Genomic DNA, 16,993 nt, shown 5'->3' on the forward strand with positions numbered 1-16,993 from the left:
GTTAACCGTTTGACAGTGGAAAGGGCTCTGCATATAATGAACCCGGAATCACTGCGCACGAGCCGGAGCGGCTTTGCGAGCCGCATAACCCCCGCCAAAGGGCGGCCGGCATGAACGACAACCGGGGACAAAGCCGGTGGACGGCGCGCCTGCTGATGAGAACCATAGGCGCCGGCATCCTTGCGGTAGTCGTCGTCATGGCGCTCCTTGGCGTGTTTGTTCTGGATCTAACAAAGTCGGTCAACGCATTCTTCATCTTTTGGAGCATTTTCTTCTTTCTGCTGTTGATGGCTATTGTCATTGCGATGCTCGATGCTCTCGCCACCATCGGCAAATTCAGGAGTGAGACGGCGAAAATGCGGGCGGTTTTTCATCCGGAGCCGGAAAAGAGGGATGCCGGAAAGCGGCGCAAGTCGAATATGGAATCATGAAAACGGATAAATTGGATAAATTGTATGAGCGGTTTTGCTCGGGCGACAAGCTCGCGCTCGCGCGAATTATCTCGCTGGTGGAGAACCGATCCGACGGGTTTGAGGATTTGCTGCACAATATCTTTCCGTCCACCGGCAGGGCGCACCGCATCGGGATTACCGGCCCGCCCGGCGCCGGTAAGAGCACGCTGACGACTCATGTCGCCAAATCGCTTCGCGCGGCAGGCAGTAAAATCGGGATTATCGCGGTCGATCCGACCAGTCCGTTCACCGGCGGTGCGATCCTCGGAGATCGTGTCCGCATGACCGACATAGGGCTCGATCCGGAGATCTTCATCCGCAGCATGGCCACGCGCGGCAGCCTCGGCGGGTTGGCCGTCGCGACCAACGAGGTCGGCGACGTGCTTGACGCGTTCGGCAAGGACATCGTCATCATGGAAACCGTCGGCGTTGGCCAATCGGAACTTGATATCGTGTCCGTCGCCGAAACGACCATCGTGGTGCTCGTTCCCGAATCAGGCGACGGCATTCAGACGATGAAGGCGGGCTTGATGGAGATCGCCGACATCTTCGTCATAAACAAGGCCGACCGGGACGGCGCCTCCCAACTAGCGCGGGAGGTGGAAGCGATGCTCTCGATGCGCGAGAGCGGCGGATGGGAAATCCCTGTTCTTCTCACCGTTGCCGTGAAGGGGGAGGGGATTCAGGAACTGGTTGCCGCAATAAACAGGCATACCGAATTTCTCAAAAACTCGCAACTCCTTGCGGCCAAGCGTAAGGAGCGCATTCGCAAGCGGCTGCGCAATCTGATCGCGATGCGCATCGAGGCCGTCGTGCGCGAGAACGAGGAGATTCAGGCGCTCATCCGCAATTACCTTGAGAGCGCCGACCAAAGCTCGGAAACTCCCTATACCCTCGCCGACCAGATCGTCAAAAAGCTGGGAATCAAATGAATTTCGGATTTAGCTTTGAAGGGGCGGCCTGGAAAGAATATCTGATCCGCAACAGATTCTCCCAACTCACCATCGCCTTTTCGGAGATCATCTTGCGCCTTCTTTGTCATCCTGAGTGAAAGCGAAAGATCTGACGTTATCATTCGGGCAAGCTAATTCCCTCCCATTATCAGTGTTCGAGCCGCTCACGTCTTGGAGTTTGAACGCTCTTCGTTCTATGAGGAATAAGGTCGCGAACGAATATTCTTTTTGCTTTGAAGAGGGCAGTGCAACCGTAGGGCCCTTCGATGTTCACCTCGAAGCACCTCCCGTCATTTTCTGCAGGATCGATTTCTGAAATGATGACCTCGAATATAACGTTCTGATGATTGAATCCCGCAATTTTTTCAACGACCACTTCCATGAATTCAAGCGCGACCAGGGATTCGTGCCTGAGCATGTAGAGTCCTTGCTCATCGATTTCTCCGGTTGGAAGGAATACATATATCAGTGCTTCGAGACGAGGCCCTTCGGGGCCCGAGCGATCAAGAGTCAATCGGACGATCTCGCCATCGCGGAACGAAGGCCATTCTCCAAACACTTTGGTGACGATCTCAATATTTTCAATTCGTGGAACCTGCATCCCGTCTTTCAGTCGCCATGCCTGTTTTCAAGGCAGCAGCCTGTTTCGCCCTACGGGGAAACAGCCCAGACCGCATTATTTATACACTCCATATGCATGCGCCGCGTGCACCATGGCGATATAATTTTCGGCTTTACACCCCGGATGTACACTGTTGGATGAGGACATGATGTAGCCGCCGCCCGGCGCAGCCGCCTCGATTGTGTGCTTAACCGTCTGCTCCACGTCCTCAATGGCGCCATCCGGCAGCAGGTACATGCAGTCGATATTTCCCATTACGCAGGCGCGCCCGCGCAGGTAATGTTTCACCTCGGCGATATCCATGCACTGCGGCTGGATTGGGTGAATGCCGTCAAACCCGCACTCGAGAAGCATATCCAGAATCGGCCACAGATTGCCGTCGGAGTGTTTGAAAATCTTCGCCCCTTTGCGGTGCACGTTGTCGACGAGCTCCGCATGATATGGGCCAAGGAACTCGGCGTACTGTGCAGGCGACATCAAGGTATTTGTATTGAACGCGAGGTCGCCCTCGAGCGCGATGATCTCGGCGCCGGCATCGATCGCCATCGAATGGAATTCCTTATAGTAATCAGTAACAATGCGCGCGAGCGAATGCGCCATTTTCGGCTCGAGCAGGTAATCGGCCAGCAGGTGTTCCATCCCGCCGCGCAAGCCCCAACTCAAGCGGAATGGGCCGGGCGTCAAAAACACCATCGCGCGCCGCCCCTCGAATTTCTGTTTTGCATACTGAAGACCGACCAACTCGCCCTCATTTGGGACCCCGAGGCTGAATCCCTTAAGATCGGATGCGCTTTTTATCGGGCCGTCGATCGGGAATGGCTCGCCATGGTCGCTGAGACGATATACGATGCCGACGCCGTCGCGGATCAGATGCTCGCCCGCGTGCTCGCGCGGTCCGAGCGGAAGGAGCGTGACGCCATCGAGATCGAGCGACTCGACGATTGTGCAGATGCCCTCGAACAGCTTGATTTTCTCCTCGAGCGTCATATCACTCACATGCTTGAGCGGCGGCAAATCGGACGTGAAATGTCTTGCTATATTGATGATGCTTTCTTCGTTGAATCCCATCTCCCACACCGGCACCCGATCGGGCTGCTGCAGGTCCATGGCGGCGAGCATTCGATCTCTGGGTATCATTGGCTGTCTCTCCTCAGGTTTTTTATTTCAGGAAGTCGCCATCACGGCAATTATACATTGTTCGACCATGGAAAAGCCATTCTGTGCCGGCAGATAAAATACGGCCGCGGCGCCGGAACCGGCTTCTTTTGCGCTGCCCGCCGCGAGCCGATATAATATGGAAAACCGGTGGATGAAACCCGGTGCCCCTGATCAAGGAGATGAGTGACAGCTATAGCACAAGCGCACTGCAAAGGAGGAGCCTGACGCCCTCCGAGAGGATCTTATGCCGCTTCAGAGACAACTGCCGAAACGCTCACAGAAGGCCGGGGCGCCGCCTGGCTCTCTGATTCACCTGGGCAAGAAGCGCGAAGGCAACCCCCGGATCTCCGTCATGGACTACGACGAGCGCCGCTTCGAGGAAAGGGAAGCGGCGGAAGTCGAGGAGTTGTTCGAGTATCTTGAGAGACCGACCGTCACATGGGTCAACATCGACGGCATTCACCAGACGGACATTCTCGACAAAATGGGGCGGCGTTACAATCTGCATCCGCTCGTGCTCGAGGACATTTTGAACACCGACCAGCGGCCGAAGGCGGAAGACCACGGTGAATTCCTCTACATCGTCCTCAAGATGCTCTCCCTGCACAACAGCTTCGAGAAGGAAGGTGAGGACTCCGCGCACCTTTCGGTCGAGGTCGAAGCCGAACAGATCAGCCTGATTCTCGGGCGCAACTTTGTACTTTCTTTTCAGGAGTCGGAGGGCGACCTCTTCGATCCGATCCGCGAGCGCATCAGGACCAACAAGGGGCGGATCAGGCAGATGAAGGCAGATTACCTGGCGTACGTGCTGATCGACATCATTGTGGACAACTATTTTGCGGTACTGGAGACATTCGGAGACCGCATCGAGGCGCTGGAGGATTACCTCGCGGATTCGCCCACGGCTGAAAGCCTGCACAGTCTGCACATCATGAAGCGCGAAATGATTTTTCTCCGGAAATTCGTCTGGCCGCTCAGGGAGATGATCAATGCGCTGGAGCGCGGAGAATCCCCGTTGATCGAGCCGGCGACGCTGACGTACCTGCGCGACGTCTATGACCACACCATCCACGTGATCGATACCATCGAAACCTACCGCGACATGCTCTCCGGCATGGTCGATACCTACCTCACCAGCATCAGCAACCGAACGAATGAAGTGATGAAGGTGCTCACCATCATCGCCACCATCTTCATCCCCCTGAGTTTTATCACCGGAATGTTTGGAATGAATTTCGCTTACATTCCCATGGAATCATGGCCCTCCGGCTTCTATATCACAGCGCTTCTCATGTTCCTTGTCGGCGCCTTAATGCTTCTGTACTTCAGGAGCAAGCACTGGTTCTAGCGGTTCTTCCGGTCGAATTCGTCTTCGGGTTCTCGCGCAAACGACTGTCCCTCGTATTGACACATCCTGCAAATCGCATTTATAATTGTAGTGGTGTTTTATCTCGAATTACAGGCTCCGGCTCGACCGGAAATACAAATTTTTTAGGATATGAAACCAAAAACTCTCAAAGAATTAAGAAAATCGCGATACCGTATTCTCTCGGTTCGCGAGGAAATGCGGAAGAATCTTATTGCCAAATTGAAACGCGGCGAGCCGCTCTTTTCGGATATTGTCGGTTATGAATATACCGTGATTCCGCAGTTGGAGAATGCAATACTGTCGGGGCACGACATGATCTTTCTCGGCGAACGAGGCCAGGCAAAGTCGCGACTGATCCGGAATCTGATCCACCTTCTTGACGAGGAGATACCCATTGTCAAAGGGTGCGAGATCAATGATCATCCGTTCGCGCCCATCTGCACGTCTTGCCGGAAGAAAGCGAGAGAACTCGGGGATGCCTTGGAGATAGAATGGATCGGCCGCGACCGCCGCTATGCCGAAAAACTCGCCACTCCGGATGTGACTGTCGCCGATCTGATCGGCGAGGTCGACCCGATCAAGGTGGCCGAAGGCAAGTATCTCTCGGATGAAGAGGTGATACATTTCGGGCTGATTCCGCGGGTGAACCGGGGTATTTTCTCAGTTAATGAGCTGCCCGATCTCGCCGAAAAGGTGCAGGTGGGCCTCTTTAATATCATGCAGGAGCGCGACGTCCAGATCAAGGGATTCCTCGTTCGACTGAACCTGGATGTGCTGATCGTCGCGAGCGCGAATCCGGAAGACTACACCAACCGCGGCCGCATCATCACTCCGCTCAAGGATCGCTATTCTTCGCAGATCCGCACTCATTATCCATCCAATCAGGACGTCGAGGCGCGCATTGTCGAGCAGGAACGCCGGCGCTTCGATGAGAACGGCTATGTGGTCGTGTTGCCGGAGTTCATGCGGGACATCCTCACGCAGATCACGTTTCTGGCGCGGCAGAACCCGGACGTCAACCAGCATTCCGGCGTGAGCGTGCGCATGTCGATCAGCAACACTGAGTGTCTCCTCAGCAACGCCGAAAAGCGCGCCATCAGGCTGGGCGAGAAAGAGGCGGTCCCGAGGATAAGCGACCTGCCCTCGATTGTCTCGTCAACCAGCGGCAAGCTGGAGCTGGAATCGTTCTCTTTCGACGGCAAGGAAGACAGACTTGTCAATCACCTTATCAGCGCGGCAATCAAGGAGACGTTCGACAAGTACTTCAATATAAGTTCACTCGGCGAAGTCGTCAAAGCGTTTCATGATGGCGCGACGGCGGTGGTATCGGACTCGCTCGAGTCGGAACAGTACCTGCAGCAATTTTCGGAGATTGAGGCGCTTGAATCCGCTGCCCGGTCGTTGTGCGGGGATTGCACGCCGGCAATGTACGCCTCGGCCGCCGAATTCATTCTCGAAGGATTGTACCTCCATCAGCAAATCCATAAGGAGTCAGTGGGCGGAAAACTTCGGTATAAAGGGTAATCCGATGAACACTTATAAGTACTCCGCCCCTGCCCAGCCTTATCAAGCCCTTCCGGACGCCGACACCATCATGGACGAGCTTGCAGAACATGCGCTCGAGGAAAATTCCCTGGAGCAGGCGATGCTCAAACTTTCTAAGAAAGGAGTCAAGGAGAAATACGGCGACTCCGTCGACGGACTGGATCGTCTGGCAGCGGACTCACATTCGCTGCGCCGCCGCCTTCAGTCGGAATATACCTTCGAGCCATTGATACAGCAGTTGCGCAAACAGATACAGGCGCTTGTGCGGGAGGAACTTCGGGCCTTGAACGAGAGGAGCCATTGCGCCGAACAGGACCATAATTCGAAAATGGAGGATTTCCTGCACCAGTCGGCCGATCTTGCCGCAAAGCTGGAGGAGATGCGTTCCGGAGAGCGCCGCCCCTCCGATCAGGCCATCGCGCGGATGGAGAATTCTTATGAAGACCTGTATCTGAAGAAACACCAGATCGAGAACGAATGGCAGGAGATGCGCCGCCAGGAGGCGCAGCGACTGGCTTCGCTCCAGCGCGTGCCGCACTCGCCGGGGCAGGCGCTGCAGAAATTGAAGAAGTACGAGGCCGCCGATGCGGCGGTCGGGCAGGCTCTGGCGCAGCTCACCGCGCTCGCGGACGAAATTGCCGCAATCGAGCGGGCTCAGGCGCAGCCCGGTTTCTCCGGCCACAAAGGGGTCGGGCTCAAAGAAGCCGTCAAAATCGTCGAGCGCGTTCTCAGGATTGAGCGGCTGGAAAACCGTCTGCGCAAGGGCTTGCTCTCGCCGGCTGACGAGGAATTGCTGGCGGAGATGCTCGGGGGCGGCGCGATGTCGAATGTCAATTTCCTCAAGCAGGTGCAGGACAAGCTCCTGCAGGCGGGCTACCTCGAGTTCAGCAGCGATGAAATCAAGCTGAGCCCGCGCGCGGTCAGGCGCATCGGGCGAAAGGCGCTCTCGGATGTTTTCTCGAACCTGCGGACGGGAACCCTTGGCGCCCATGAGGTCGCCCGAAAAGGAGCCGGCCAGCCGAATACGAACGAAACCAAAACATACGGCTTCGGCGACGCCTTCAACATCCATCTCGGAAAAACGCTCATGAACGCGCTCAAGCGCGACGCGAGCCGCATTCCAATCAGCATCCGGCCCGGCGACTTCGAGGTTTTTGACGAGTCGCGAACCGTCGAGTGCTCGAACGTGCTGATGCTCGACCTCAGCTATACCATGGCGCAGAACAACAAGCTGCAGGCGGCGAAGAAGGTGGTCTTCGCCCTCGACAGCCTGATCCGCTCGCGGTACCCGAACGATACGCTCCACATCGTCGGCTTCGCCACGTACGCGCGCGAGCTGTCCACTCAGGACCTCCCGTGCGTGGGACTTTCGCTCGGACACCCGTTCACCAATATTCAGGACGGCCTGCAACTGGCCGAGAAATTGATCTCGCGAGAACATGCAAAAAACCGCCAGATCATCCTCATCACCGACGGCGAGCCGACTGCCTTCTGCCGGGACGGTGACCTCTTTGTCGATTATCCGCCCACCCCCGAGATTTTCGCCGAAACCATGAGGGAAGTCGTCCGCCTCACCCGCAAGGGAATCACCATCAATATCTTCATGCTCGATGAGAAACCGGCGCTGGTGAGTTTCGTCGAGCAGATGATGCGCGTCAACAAAGGACGCGCATTCTTGTCCTCCCCTCAGCGGCTCGGCGAATATCTGCTGCTGGATTTCGTTTCCCGCCGGAAAAGGCTGATCACGTAGCGGGAATCCATCTTATGCTTTATTGACCGCGCGCACCTCTGCTCCTTCCGATATCGCTTTAGCGAAAGCACCTTAACCCGGGAAAGACCAAGCCTCGCCCTTTTTTCATTTCTGTTCCGACTGATGTATAATGCTGCAAAACAAATCCGTCATTCCGGCCGCGGCACGAAGGAGACAATTATGGCCAAGCGATTAAAAGACAAAGTGGCGATTGTGGTGGGCGCGGGCTCAACTCCGGGCGATACGATGGGCAACGGCCGCGCGACAGCCATCCTGTTTGCGCGCGAGGGCGCGTCGGTCATGCTGGTGGACAACCGGCTCGAATCGGCTGAAGAGACAAAGAAGGCAATCGATGCGGAAGGCGGAAAGTCATTTGCCTTTCAGGCCGACGTCACCGTTCCCCGGGATTGTGAAAAGATGGCTAAGGCGTGCATCGACCAGTACGGGAAAATCGATATCCTCCACAACAATGTTGGCATCGGCGAGGGCGGCGGACCGGTCGAGTTGAGCGAGCAGGATTGGGACAAGGTTTTCTCCGTGAACCTGAGGAGCATGTTTCTCACTTGCAAATATGTGCTGCCCTACATGGAGAGCCAGGGCAGCGGCTCGGTCATCAATATCTCTTCGCTCGCGTCGATCCGCATGGCGCCGTATCCGATGATCGCCTACAGCGCCTCCAAGGCCGGCGTCAACGCATTCACGCGCTCGCTCGCAATGCAGTACGCGCACCAGGGCATTCGCGCCAACGCAATTCTGCCCGGCCTCATCAACACTCCGATGGCGATCGAGGGAATATCCTCCCGCCTCGGCATCGCGAAAGAAGATTTGATCCGGATGCGGGATGCCGCCGTGCCGATGAACCACATGGGCGAGGCGTGGGACGTCGCATATGCCGCGCTGTTCCTGGCATCGGACGAGTCCAAATATATCACCGGCGTCCTCCTGCCGGTCGACGGCGGCCTGACCTGCAAGGGATAATAATTATCCGTTGATACCAGCGGACAGCAGGTATGGGCCGAGGCGATGAAAGAAAAGCAACGATGGAAAGCCTGCTGAAAAGACTGCTCTATCCATTTATCGCCTTGTCGGTCCTGGGGCTCATTTTGAGCCTTATTGTCCACGTTTCTGCTTTACTCGCGATACCTCCTCCTTTCGGGGAATCATTCTTGCTTCTCCATATCGGCATTTTCATTGTCTGGATTCCCGCCGTTTTGGTCATGGGGCCACTCACGCGCGAATACAAGCAAAGGGATCTTTGGAAAGGGGCGCTTCGTGGCTGCCCCCCCTGGATGAAGCGAATGGCTCTCTTCTTCTTCGGCTATGCCATGATCAATTTCGTCCTCTTTATTTTTTTGGGTCGCGGCCGAAATGCAGAGGTTCCCTCCCTTATTCATCGCGGTTTCTCTGGCCACTGGATGGCATTCTATTCGGCGGCGCTGGCGATCATGTATTCGGCGGTGAAGGTGGAGAGCCTTCCGGTTTTCCGGCGCTGTCCGAACGGACATCCTCTTTCTCCAGAAGCGAAATTCTGCGAGAAATGTGGTATGCCGGCGACAGATATCGATGGCTTGGGACGGGAATAATGGAGATGAACGATAGAAAGACAGCTTGTGGAATCGAGGGTTATCCGAGAGGCTCCCCAAAAATCTTCGTTTTCCCATTCATGGTATTATCGTTCGCAGGATTCGCTTTCAGTCTAGCCATCCATCTTAGCTCACTCGTTTGGCTGGTTCCGATTAGCGGCGGCGTGCTAATGCATATTGCCGAAGATCCTGAACACCCACTCTCCGAATTATTTTTTGGACTCCATTATGGAATTTTTGTAGTTTGGCTACCAGCAGCAATCCTCTCGCTGTGGCTTGCTAAGGGCAAGGGGAGCGGCGAAAAATTCTGGCACAAGGTGTTTCACGGCGGGCCGCCGTGGGTAAGAAAGATGGCGTCCTTCATCGCGGGGTATGGCATCTTGACGTTCCTCTATTTGTGGGTCGTCGATCTCTTATTCCTTCTCTTATTCACGCGTTCCCTCATGCGAATGGATATAGATAAAGCCGCAGAACCCCTCTTTGCGACCGCTATTCTTACCACGGTTCCTCGAATTTTTGGCGGCGCGTATATGTTGTTTTATGTGTCGGCCTTTGCAGTCTTCTGTTCGGTATTCAGCAGGAGGGACGGCCGGGAACGTTCTCATTCTGAAAGCAAGCTGCCAGGCCTGAGATATCCGTTCCTGGCTTTGGCTGCAGTGGGATTCGTCCAGGGTCTTCTTGCTCATGTTGCGACTTTCTTTGGCAGAATACACCCCATGGCAGCGATGTCATGGGCTCCTCATCTTGTTTTTGCTTTTTTTTGGTTGGCCGGCATCGCAAATGTCACGAGAAAAAAGAAGCACAGGGATATCCGGGATGTCCTGTTGCGCCGGTCTCCGCAATGGATGAAGCTGATGACCGGTTTGTGCTTTGGGTATGCCATTCTTGCTTTCGCCCTTTTTGCCCCTCCGGATTGGCAGACAAAGATGAGGATCGGCGAGATTTCGGCGTCGAGTATCCGCTTTTTCTCGTCTTCCTGGATGGCGCTGTATGCATTTTTATTCATGACGTGGTATTCCGCGATCCGGCAAGTCACAGCAGTTGAAAAAAGAGAATGTCCGAATGGTCATCGGATTTCATCGGGCGCTCTTTCCTGCAGAGAATGCGGCCTGCCGATCAGGGACGCCGAACAATTGGATCGAGATTGACGGCGTGCTTTTGCATACGATATAATAAGCGCAGTTTCTTCGATTCAACAGGCCTGCGGTGGAGAAATGCCATGGCGGTTGAACGGCAGGTGCAGAGGGAAACCTCTGCGCCACCCATCCTCGGAAAGGAGAAACGGGACAAACGCCAGTTCCACGAGGTATGGGACTGGCTGATTTTATTTTGGATCCCGGATCAAGAGCCGGGACGGACTTTAGATCCCGGATCGGAGTCCGGGACACGCTTTGGATTGAAGATTAACCGAACACGAATTACGAACTCGAACGAATACACGAATAGAAAGTGTAGTGTTGGCGTTTGATCAGCAGCGAAATTGGAACGAGTAAGACTGTAAGCCGAGAAAACGAGAGGTCACTCTCCTTCTTCTCAAGAAAGAGATTATCGAGTTATTTTCTCTTTCTTCTCTGTGTCTTGGTGTCTTTGTGGTTAGGTCTTCTTCCCGCTCTTGCCCAAGATCGTATTCGGCTTGCCACTACCACCAGCACCGACAATTCCGGACTGCTGGCGGTGCTCCTGCCGCCGTTCGAGAAGAAATACAATATGAAAGTTGACGTGATCGCCGTCGGCACCGGCAAGGCGCTGAAGCTTGGTGAAAACGGAGACGTTGATGCCGTGCTCGTTCATTCGCGCGAGGCGGAAGATGAATTTATTGAAAAGGGGTTCGGCGTGAATCGCCGCGACGTTATGTACAACGATTTCGTCATTGTGGGGCCCCCGTCTGACCCGGCCGGAGTCGCGAAAAGCCCTTCCGCCGCCGAAGCACTTTGCGCGATTTCAAAGGCGAAGGCGCCGTTTATTTCGCGGGGAGACGACTCCGGCACCCATAAGAAAGAGAAGGAGCTGTGGAAAGCGGCAGCAGTCGAGCCGGGGGGGCAGTGGTATCTGGAAGCCGGCCAGGGAATGGGCGCCATTCTCACGATGGCAGACGAAAAAAACGGGTATACCCTGACCGATCGCGGCACGTTGCTTGCGTTTTCCGATAAGCTCGAACTCGAGGTTCTTTACGAGGACGATCCCGACCTGTTCAATCCGTATGGCATCATGGCCGTCAATCCGGCGCTTCATGCCCACACAAATTATGTGGGCGCCATGCTGCTGATCGGATGGATGACGTCACCGGAAGGGCAGAATATCATCGGCTCGTTCAAGATGAACAATCAGCTACTGTTTTTCCCGCTTGCCGTGCCGGCATCGGGTCGGAACCGAGAATGGTCTTTCTGAATGTTCACTCTTACTGGATAAGATATGGATTATCTGATTGACGCCTTGCTCAAGGCGTGCCGGCTGATTATCACGCTTGACCGCGAGCTCGCCGTCGTCGTTTGGACCTCGCTGAAAGTCTCGCTCACCGCCGTTGTGCTCGCCAGCCTCGTGGGAGTGCCGCTCGGCTTCATCATCGGCGCCGGCCATTTTCGCGGAAAGCATCAGCTGGAAATTGCGCTCAACACCTCGATGGCCATGCCGACGGTGGTTGTCGGCCTAATCGTATACTCCTTTGTTTCTCGAAGGGGGCCGTTGGGGGTGTATGGGCTCCTCTTTACGCCGGCCGCAATGATTATTGGGCAATTCATTCTCGCGGCGCCGATTATCACTGCGCTTTCTCTTTCGGCGACGAAGGCCGTTGATATGCGGGTGAGCGAAACCGCGCGCACGCTGGGTGCGACGGCGATTCAATCGGCGGTCGCGACGATCAGCGAAGCGAGATATGCGGTCCTCGTTGCGGTCGTGGCTGGTTTTGGCCGCGTGATCGCTGAGGTCGGCTCCGCAATGATTCTCGGCGGCAACATTGAGGGCTATACCCGAACCATGACGACCGCGATCGCGCTCGAGACGGGGAAAGGTGAGTTCTCTCTTGCGATCGCGCTCGGGCTGATTCTGATCCTGATCGCACTGACGGTAAACGCGGTGGTCCAAAGTTTTCGCCTCAAAAGAGCGTATTAGAAACAGCATGACGCGACAAATCATATACCAACTTGAAAATGTAACCAGATCGTACGGAGGAACGATCGCCCTGGCGATTCCGGAGCTTCGCTTTTATCAAGGAGAAACGTGCGCGCTTGTCGGGCCGAACGGCTCCGGCAAGACGACGCTGCTCAGACTCCTCGCTCTCATCGACAGGCCCACGAGCGGCCGGCTCCTCTTTGATTCGGTTCCGTTGTGGAATGGGTCGGGCCGGCACATTCAGTTCTCGCGGCGGATCACAATGGTTTCTAATCCGCCATACCTTTTCAACCGATCCGTTGCCTATAACATCGGTTACGGCTTGCGAGTGAGGGGAGCGTCCCGAAAACATGTCCGGGAGAAAATTCAGGAAGTTCTGAATCTGGCGGGGCTCGAAGGCTTTGAGAGGCGCGAGGCGCGAAAACTCTCAAGCGGTGAGCAACAGCGCGTGGCTCTTGGGCGCGCGCTTGCGCTCGAGCCGGATGTACTCCTGCTCGATGAGCCGACGGCCAGCATCGACCGCGAGCATACCAAGGAAATCGAATCGTTCATAGAAAAAGTTGGCGCGCAGAAAAGCATGACGATCGTTTTCTCAACCCATAATCAGCATCAGGCGGACTCGCTTGCGCAGCGGGTGATTCCCCTGTATGAAGGAAGGGTGGAGGATTTTATTTACGAAAACCTGTATGCCGGCGTCATCGTTGATGATAAAGGAACGCATCGCATCACTTTGAACTCCACGACCGGATTCGAAGTGTCCGCCTCCGCGCTTGGCGTTGCTCAGGTCTCGATCGATCCCCGTGATATCATTATCTCCCGGCAGGCGCTGAATTCGCCGGGGGCCAACTGTCTTCCCGCAAAGCTTACCGGAATGTCCATGCACGATTCCAGCGTGAAACTGCTTCTCGATGCCGGGGTCCCTCTCACCGTTATCCTCTCGCACGAGCTGCACAGGCAGTTCGGTCCGAAGCTCGGCGAAAACCTGTATTGCATCTTTGATGCAACCGCGGTAAGGATCATCAAAAATGACAAAAACGCGTAAGCTGTCGCACTTCGATGAAAGTGGCGCCTCGCGAATGGTTGACGTCGGTCCGAAGCAACCGACTCGTCGGACCGCCCGCGCACGGGCCGCAATCAAGATGAAGCCGGATGTGCTGCGCCTTGTGCAGGACAGAAAGATTCAAAAAGGCGATGTTTTCGAGGTGGCCCGCCTCGCAGGCATCATGGCGGCAAAGAAAACATCATCTCTCATCCCGCTGTGCCATCCGCTCCCGATCGAGAACGTCAAGATAGATTTTCGCAGTTCCGATGATACGATCGAGATTCTCGCCGAAGTGCGAGTGACGGCGAAGACCGGCGTTGAGATGGAAGCATTGACCGCGGCCGCCGTCGCCGCCCTTACCGTCTACGACATGTGTAAATCGGCGCAGAAAGACATGACTATTACCGCAATCGAGTTGCTCGAAAAGACCGGCGGCAAGAGCGGAACATACAAAAAACAAAAGACAATGGAGCGTCAATAGCGGCGGCTGCCGGATCGCCCGCGACTCCGCCCTGATACACCTTGGTTACATGAACGGATCCCCTACAGGCAGAAAGCTTCAATGAAAAAAGGACACGTCGTTTCAGTATCGGTCAGCGAGAACAAAGGGATGAGGAAGAAACCGGTTGACTCCGTTCTTCTTCGGGTTGACCACGGGATCGAAGGCGACGCTCACGCCGGCCCATGGCACCGGCAGGTCAGCCTGCTCGCCGAGGAAAGCATCCAGAAAATGAAGGACGCCGGGCTCGATGTTGGATACGGCGACTTCGCCGAAAACATCACCACGCGAGGACTGGTGCTCCATGAACTCCCCGTCGGAACGCGCCTCCGCATCGGCCAATGTTACGCGGAAGTAACGCAGATCGGAAAGGAATGCCATGACCGCTGCGCCATTTACTATCAGGCCGGCGACTGTGTCATGCCGCGCGAAGGCATCTTCGTGCGCGTCCTCCAAGGAGGAACGATTAGAGTTGGTGATGAGATCATCGTTGAAGAGAAATCGGGCGCCTCATGAAACACCAACATTCGTCCATACAATTCCGCGCGGCCGTTCTGACCGTCAGTGACAAAGGCTCGCGCGGCGAGCGCGAAGACAAGAGCGGCGAGCTCCTGGTCGAATTGATCGAAGCAATGGGCGGGACCATCCTGGAGCGCCGGATCGTGCCGGATGAGCGGGATCAGATTGCGTCGGCGTTGAGGGAACTGGCGCGGGCCGCCGATCTTATCGTTACAACAGGCGGCACCGGCATCGCCCCGCGTGACGTCACCCCCGAGGCCACCCGTTCCGTCATTGAGAAAGAACTGCCCGGCATCAGCGAAGTAATGCGGATGAAAAGCATGCAAGTCGCCCCGACCGCAATGCTCTCGCGCGCAGTTGCAGGGACATTGGGGTGCGCCCTCATCGTGAACCTGCCCGGAAGCCCCAAAGCGGTGCGCGAGTGTTTTTCCTTCATAAGCCCGGCTATTCCTCATGCGCTGGAGCTTCTGGGGGGAAGCGGTGGAGAATGTGGAAAAAGTTAAGGAATGTCCGCCAGATAGTTTACAGAATGCGTAGTTTCGAGCTTGATCAGATCTTTTTTTCGGAAGGAAGGCTTGCCGACATATCCGTCCAGGCGACCACCCGGTTCTTACCCTCTTTCTTCGCCTGATACAACGACCGATCCGCATTCTGAATGATTTCCTCGGCGGACTTGCCGTCATCCGGATAGCAGGCCAACCCGATACTGACGGTCAGATTCCCGGCCGGCAAAATCTCCTGGCGGTCGAATTCCGTCTCCTCGACGATCCGTCGAAGTCGCTCGGCGGCCTGCCTGCCTTCGGCCAGATTCGTCTCCGGCAGGATAAGCGAAAATTCTTCGCCTCCGTAACGGCAGACGGCGTCCGATAAGCGAGCATGATGTTTGAGAAGCCAGCCCAGGAACTTCAATGCTTCGTCACCCGCCGGATGCCCCAGTGAATCATTGTACGACTTGAAATCGTCAACATCAATCATTAACAGACAGAAAGCGCGCCCACTCCTTTTTGCTCGACTGACCTCGGTCTGTAGAAGCTGATGAAAATAGCGATGGTTGTAAAGCTCCGTCAATCCGTCGGTGAGAGATATCTTCTTATAGTATTCGACTTCCTGGGCCTGTCTCCTCAAAATCTTGCGTTCGATCGCCCTGGCCGCGATCAGCTTGATATGCTCGAGGTTGAACGGCTTTGTTATGAAATCGGTTGCGCCCAGCTTCATTGCCTCAACGGCGATATCGACCGTGGCGTAGCCGGTCATCATTATAACGTCCAGGTCGGGAATGAGATGCCTTGCCCGTCGGAGAAATTCCATGCCATCCATTTTCGGCATGCGGACATCGGCAAAAATGAGCGCATAATCCGTCTCTTTCAGCCGCGCAAGGGCCTTCTCGCCGTTGGATTCGACGTCGACCACATATCCACAATCCGAGAGGATATCCCTCATCACATCCTGCATTACCTGCTCGTCATCAACGACGAGAACCGGTGGGCTCTGCCAATCTGATTCAATCATAAGCTGTAAGTTTCTCTGGGAGTACAGCGTGCTGTTGCGGAATAGTACTGTCTGATTCGGTTCCTTCCGGCGAACGAGCATACCACATATTTACAACTATGTCAAGCAGTTAGCAAGAGGAATCCAGCCTTGACATTTGATATCGTTTCTGTTAAAATTTCTTGATGAGGTCGGAGTGTTTCCTGCGCCTGCTTGACTTTTAGCGAGCAACTTGATAAGATTTTTCGCCTGTGGATGGCTATGCTGGCGTAGCTCAAAGGTAGAGCAGCCGCCTTGTAAGCGGCTGGTTGGGGGTTCGATTCCCTTCGCCAGCTCCAGCATGAGGAACATGCCGTCCAGCGGCGGATCGTTGGGGAGATACCCAAGCGGCCAAAGGGGGCAGACTGTAAATCTGTTGGCGATGCCTTCGGAGGTTCGAATCCTCCTCTCCCCACAGAGAACACAATGCGGGAGTAGCTCAGATGGTAGAGCACCAGCCTTCCAAGCTGAGGGTCGCGGGTTCGAATCCCGTTTCCCGCTCCAGTGTCGCCTTCCCTAGCGCAGCTCGATGCCCACGTAGCTCAGTCGGTAGAGCACGTGCATGGTAAGCACGTGGTCACCGGTTCAAATCCGGTCGTGGGCTCCATCGTGAAGCAGCAGGTCAAGAAGATTTCGGAAGCTGCATGGTTTAATAGCGGGCATTTTGCCCAAGATCAGGAGGATACATGGCCAAGCAAAAATTCGAGCGGACGAAGCCGCACGTAAATGTAGGCACCATTGGACACGTGGATCACGGGAAGACCACCTTGACATCGGCGATCACGCGGTGCCTGTCGAATAAAGGGCTTGCGGACGTAAAGAAATTCGAGGACATCGACAACGCGCCCGAAGAGCGGGAGCGGGGG

At 55.5% G+C, this 16,993-nt stretch carries 16 protein-coding genes, 4 tRNA genes, 1 pseudogene and 1 riboswitch; of the genes and pseudogenes, 18 read left to right on the top strand and 3 right to left on the bottom strand.

What is annotated here, in order from left to right:
* Positions 1-110 precede the first annotated feature (110 nt).
* Positions 111-431 (top strand): hypothetical protein, encoded by a 321-nt coding sequence (locus tag C4520_01200; GenBank protein ID RJP26072.1) that lies wholly within the window; start codon positions 111-113, stop codon positions 429-431.
* The gene (gene meaB / locus C4520_01205; GenBank protein ID RJP26073.1) at positions 428-1,384 is read left to right on the top strand and encodes a methylmalonyl Co-A mutase-associated GTPase MeaB; all 957 of its coding nucleotides are present in this window, start codon (positions 428-430) and stop codon (positions 1,382-1,384) included. Before C4520_01200 ends, meaB begins: the two co-directional genes overlap by 4 nt.
* 169 nt (positions 1,385-1,553) lie before the next feature.
* Here meaB and C4520_01210 read toward each other — a convergent pair whose 3' ends face one another.
* On the bottom strand, positions 1,554-2,006 hold the full coding sequence (locus C4520_01210; GenBank protein ID RJP26074.1) for a hypothetical protein: 453 nt from the start codon (positions 2,004-2,006) through the stop codon (positions 1,554-1,556).
* Between the two features lie 75 nt (positions 2,007-2,081).
* On the bottom strand, positions 2,082-3,164 hold the full coding sequence (locus tag C4520_01215; protein ID RJP26075.1) for a hypothetical protein: 1,083 nt from the start codon (positions 3,162-3,164) through the stop codon (positions 2,082-2,084).
* Positions 3,165-3,429: 265 nt separating this feature from the next.
* On the opposite strand from C4520_01215, the gene corA reads away from it, so the two are divergent.
* The 11 genes and pseudogenes from corA (at position 3,430) to C4520_01270 (ending at position 15,103) form a co-directional block, all read left to right on the top strand.
* Positions 3,430-4,533 (top strand): magnesium and cobalt transport protein CorA, encoded by a 1,104-nt coding sequence (gene corA / locus C4520_01220; GenBank protein ID RJP26076.1) that lies wholly within the window; start codon positions 3,430-3,432, stop codon positions 4,531-4,533.
* 150 nt (positions 4,534-4,683) lie between these two features.
* Positions 4,684-6,078 (top strand): magnesium chelatase, encoded by a 1,395-nt coding sequence (locus C4520_01225; GenBank protein ID RJP26077.1) that lies wholly within the window; start codon positions 4,684-4,686, stop codon positions 6,076-6,078.
* A gap of 4 nt (positions 6,079-6,082) precedes the next feature.
* On the top strand, positions 6,083-7,849 hold the full coding sequence (locus C4520_01230) for a hypothetical protein (protein ID RJP26078.1): 1,767 nt from the start codon (positions 6,083-6,085) through the stop codon (positions 7,847-7,849).
* A gap of 180 nt (positions 7,850-8,029) precedes the next feature.
* Complete coding sequence (locus C4520_01235) at positions 8,030-8,827, top strand: SDR family oxidoreductase (protein RJP26079.1); 798 nt, start codon at positions 8,030-8,032, stop codon at positions 8,825-8,827.
* A gap of 62 nt (positions 8,828-8,889) precedes the next feature.
* The gene (locus C4520_01240) at positions 8,890-9,432 is read left to right on the top strand and encodes a zinc ribbon domain-containing protein (protein ID RJP26080.1); all 543 of its coding nucleotides are present in this window, start codon (positions 8,890-8,892) and stop codon (positions 9,430-9,432) included.
* Positions 9,433-9,602: 170 nt separating this feature from the next.
* Positions 9,603-10,580 carry a hypothetical protein gene (locus C4520_01245; GenBank protein ID RJP26081.1) on the top strand — a complete coding sequence of 326 codons (978 nt, stop codon included), beginning with the start codon at positions 9,603-9,605 and terminating at the stop codon, positions 10,578-10,580.
* Between the two features lie 25 nt (positions 10,581-10,605).
* A riboswitch (molybdenum cofactor riboswitch) is annotated at positions 10,606-10,727 on the top strand.
* A 283-nt stretch (positions 10,728-11,010) separates the two neighbouring features.
* The gene (locus C4520_01250; GenBank protein ID RJP26082.1) at positions 11,011-11,820 is read left to right on the top strand and encodes a tungsten ABC transporter substrate-binding protein; all 810 of its coding nucleotides are present in this window, start codon (positions 11,011-11,013) and stop codon (positions 11,818-11,820) included.
* A gap of 24 nt (positions 11,821-11,844) precedes the next feature.
* Entirely contained in the window at positions 11,845-12,540 is a 696-nt protein-coding gene (locus tag C4520_01255) for an ABC transporter permease subunit (GenBank protein ID RJP26083.1), read from the top strand.
* A gap of 7 nt (positions 12,541-12,547) precedes the next feature.
* The gene (locus tag C4520_01260) at positions 12,548-13,582 is read left to right on the top strand and encodes an ATP-binding cassette domain-containing protein (GenBank protein ID RJP26084.1); all 1,035 of its coding nucleotides are present in this window, start codon (positions 12,548-12,550) and stop codon (positions 13,580-13,582) included.
* Positions 13,566-14,063 (top strand): cyclic pyranopterin monophosphate synthase MoaC, encoded by a 498-nt coding sequence (gene moaC / locus C4520_01265; protein RJP26085.1) that lies wholly within the window; start codon positions 13,566-13,568, stop codon positions 14,061-14,063. The genes C4520_01260 and moaC overlap by 17 nt, the downstream gene beginning before the upstream one ends.
* A gap of 81 nt (positions 14,064-14,144) precedes the next feature.
* Positions 14,145-15,103: pseudogene (locus C4520_01270) on the top strand (molybdenum cofactor biosynthesis protein).
* 46 nt (positions 15,104-15,149) lie between these two features.
* On the opposite strand, the gene C4520_01275 reads toward C4520_01270, so the two are convergent.
* Positions 15,150-16,190 carry a diguanylate cyclase gene (locus tag C4520_01275; GenBank protein ID RJP26086.1) on the bottom strand — a complete coding sequence of 347 codons (1,041 nt, stop codon included), beginning with the start codon at positions 16,188-16,190 and terminating at the stop codon, positions 15,150-15,152.
* Between the two features lie 161 nt (positions 16,191-16,351).
* Here C4520_01275 and C4520_01280 point away from each other — a divergent pair.
* The 5 genes from C4520_01280 to tuf form a co-directional block, all read left to right on the top strand.
* A tRNA-Thr gene (locus C4520_01280) sits at positions 16,352-16,426 on the top strand.
* Positions 16,427-16,460: 34 nt separating this feature from the next.
* Positions 16,461-16,542, top strand: a tRNA-Tyr gene (locus tag C4520_01285).
* A gap of 13 nt (positions 16,543-16,555) precedes the next feature.
* Positions 16,556-16,631, top strand: a tRNA-Gly gene (locus C4520_01290).
* A gap of 27 nt (positions 16,632-16,658) precedes the next feature.
* Positions 16,659-16,734 (top strand) — tRNA-Thr (locus C4520_01295).
* 79 nt (positions 16,735-16,813) lie between these two features.
* On the top strand, positions 16,814-16,993 hold a 180-nt coding region (gene tuf, locus C4520_01300; protein ID RJP26087.1), incomplete at its 3' end, for an elongation factor Tu.

It is taken from the genome of Candidatus Abyssobacteria bacterium SURF_5, from assembly GCA_003598085.1.
Taxonomy (GTDB): Bacteria; Abyssobacteria; SURF-5; order SURF-5; family SURF-5; genus SURF-5.

Bases quoted from the DNA above. Each gene is read 5' to 3' on its own strand.
- C4520_01255 (RJP26083.1), top strand. From the start codon at position 11,845: ATGGATTATCTGATTGACGCCTTGCTCAAGGCGTGCCGGCTGATTATC.
- moaC (RJP26085.1), top strand. From the start codon at position 13,566: ATGACAAAAACGCGTAAGCTGTCGCACTTCGATGAAAGTGGCGCCTCG.
- meaB (RJP26073.1), top strand. From the start codon at position 428: ATGAAAACGGATAAATTGGATAAATTGTATGAGCGGTTTTGCTCGGGC.
- C4520_01240 (RJP26080.1), top strand. From the start codon at position 8,890: ATGGAAAGCCTGCTGAAAAGACTGCTCTATCCATTTATCGCCTTGTCG.
- corA (RJP26076.1), top strand. From the start codon at position 3,430: ATGCCGCTTCAGAGACAACTGCCGAAACGCTCACAGAAGGCCGGGGCG.
- C4520_01230 (RJP26078.1), top strand. From the start codon at position 6,083: ATGAACACTTATAAGTACTCCGCCCCTGCCCAGCCTTATCAAGCCCTT.
- C4520_01275 (RJP26086.1), bottom strand. From the start codon at position 16,190: ATGCTCGTTCGCCGGAAGGAACCGAATCAGACAGTACTATTCCGCAAC.
- C4520_01245 (RJP26081.1), top strand. From the start codon at position 9,603: ATGCATATTGCCGAAGATCCTGAACACCCACTCTCCGAATTATTTTTT.
- C4520_01260 (RJP26084.1), top strand. From the start codon at position 12,548: ATGACGCGACAAATCATATACCAACTTGAAAATGTAACCAGATCGTAC.
- C4520_01200 (RJP26072.1), top strand. From the start codon at position 111: ATGAACGACAACCGGGGACAAAGCCGGTGGACGGCGCGCCTGCTGATG.
- C4520_01225 (RJP26077.1), top strand. From the start codon at position 4,684: ATGAAACCAAAAACTCTCAAAGAATTAAGAAAATCGCGATACCGTATT.
- C4520_01210 (RJP26074.1), bottom strand. From the start codon at position 2,006: ATGCAGGTTCCACGAATTGAAAATATTGAGATCGTCACCAAAGTGTTT.
- C4520_01235 (RJP26079.1), top strand. From the start codon at position 8,030: ATGGCCAAGCGATTAAAAGACAAAGTGGCGATTGTGGTGGGCGCGGGC.
- C4520_01215 (RJP26075.1), bottom strand. From the start codon at position 3,164: ATGATACCCAGAGATCGAATGCTCGCCGCCATGGACCTGCAGCAGCCC.